General features: G+C 34.9%; 3 protein-coding genes. All 3 read left to right on the top strand.

The features are described 5' to 3' along the window. The first annotated feature begins 100 nt into the window (after window positions 1-100). Window positions 101-430 carry a HesB/IscA family protein gene (locus tag EKL98_RS15365; protein WP_126563085.1) on the top strand — a complete coding sequence of 110 codons (330 nt, stop codon included), beginning with the start codon at window positions 101-103 and terminating at the stop codon, window positions 428-430. An 80-nt stretch (window positions 431-510) separates the two neighbouring features. Beyond that, the gene (gene sufB, locus EKL98_RS15370) at window positions 511-1959 is read left to right on the top strand and encodes a Fe-S cluster assembly protein SufB (protein ID WP_126563086.1); all 1449 of its coding nucleotides are present in this window, start codon (window positions 511-513) and stop codon (window positions 1957-1959) included. Between the two features lie 41 nt (window positions 1960-2000). Beyond that, the coding region (locus tag EKL98_RS18630) for a DUF2683 family protein (protein WP_199740719.1) at window positions 2001-2152 on the top strand (152 nt) is incomplete at its 3' end.

Raw genomic sequence — 2152 nt, forward strand, 5'->3', positions numbered from 1 at the left:
CTTTTTCTATCCAATTATAGTTATAAAAATGTTATATGTTTGACAAAAAGCATTAAATGTAATATCTTTGCCCTTTATTTAGACAAATTCTATATAAGCTATGATACAAGTTTCTGATACTGCCAAAAAAAAAATCATCGATTTGATGAAAGATGACGGTTTTGATGCCGCAATAGATTACGTGAGAGTTGGCGTAAAAAGTGGTGGATGTTCGGGTTTGTCTTGTGATTTGAAATTTGACAATACGAAGGGAGACGATGATAAAATATTCGTTGACAATGATATAACTATTGCCGTAGAGAAAAAATCATTCCTGTATTTAGCAGGAACCATTTTAGAATTTTCTGGCGGATTAAACGGAAAAGGCTTTGTTTTCAATAATCCAAATGCAAGTAGAACTTGTGGATGTGGAGAATCATTTTCACTATAGTCAAAAGTGCTAAGTCATAAAATCGCAAGACAAAATGGCTTTGAAATTTTAGACTTTAAAAAACTTTAAGACAAAAAAATATGTCAAAATACACAGAAGACGATTTAAAAATTGAACTCGAAACCAAGGAATACGAGTACGGATTTTATACTGATTTAGAATCGGAAACGTTTCCAATTGGTTTAAATGAAGATATCGTTCGTGCTATTTCCTTTAAAAAAGGAGAACCAGAATGGATGACCGATTGGCGCATCGAAGCTTTTCGAGCTTGGGAGCAAATGGTTGAACCGGAATGGGCAAATGTAAAATATACCAAACCAGATTTTCAAGCCATTTCCTATTATTCTGCTCCCAAAGCAGTTGACCCCAATAAAACATTGGACGATGTAGACCCTGAACTTTTAGAAATGTACAAAAAGTTAGGTATCTCTGTCGATGAACAAAAAATGATGAACAATGTCGCGATGGATATTGTTATCGATTCCGTTTCTGTTGCTACAACATTCAAGAAAACATTAGGCGAGAAAGGCATTATCTTTATGAGTATTTCTGAAGCAATAAAAGAGCATCCAGAATTAGTTCGTAAATATATGGGAACAGTTGTCCCACAAAAAGACAATTTTTATGCGGCATTAAATTCGGCTGTTTTCTCTGATGGAAGTTTCTGTTATATTCCAAAAGGCGTTCGTTGTCCAATGGAATTATCAACTTACTTTAGAATTAATCAAGCAGGAACAGGACAATTCGAAAGAACTTTATTAGTTGCCGATGAAGGTAGTTATGTAAGCTATTTAGAAGGTTGTACCGCTCCAAGTCGTGACGAAAATCAATTGCACGCAGCTGTGGTAGAACTAATTGCAATGGATGGTGCCGAAATCAAATATTCGACCGTTCAAAACTGGTATCCTGGAAACAAGGAAGGTATTGGTGGTGTTTTTAACTTCGTAACCAAAAGAGGAATGTGCGAAAAAAACGCAAAAATCTCTTGGACACAAGTAGAAACCGGATCTGCAATCACTTGGAAATATCCATCAGTTATTTTAAAAGGAGATAATTCAGTAGGCGAATTTTATTCGATTGCTGTAACTAATAATCATCAACAAGCCGATACAGGAACTAAGATGATTCATATTGGAAAAAACACAAAATCAACGATTATTTCCAAAGGAATTTCTGCTGGAAAATCACACAATAGCTATAGAGGTTTAGTAAAAGTTGGTCCAAATGCAGACAATGCAAGGAATTTTTCGCAATGCGATTCGCTCTTGATGGGAAATAATTGCAGCGCCAATACTTTTCCATACATCGAAAGCAAAAATCCATCGGCCAAAATAGAACACGAAGCCACGACGAGTAAAATTGGCGAAGACCAAGTTTTCTATTGCAACCAACGCGGAATTCCAACCGAAAAAGCCATTGCCTTAATTGTAAACGGGTTCAGCAAAGATGTGTTGAACAAATTGCCAATGGAATTTGCAGTGGAAGCACAGAAATTGTTGGAAATTTCGTTAGAAGGTTCGGTGGGATAATTTTTGTAAATTTGAAGCATCACTATTAAAATATAATAGATATGGAACTCATTTTAAAAAACGTTAAGAAAAAAGATTTTCCAGTATTGAAATCTTTGGCAAAATCATTAGGTTTTGAAATTGAAGAAAAAGACAAACCTTATAATCCTGAATTTGTAAAAGAGATTTTGGAGGCTGAACAAAGTATTCGTGA

The organism is Flavobacterium bomense (assembly GCF_003970355.1).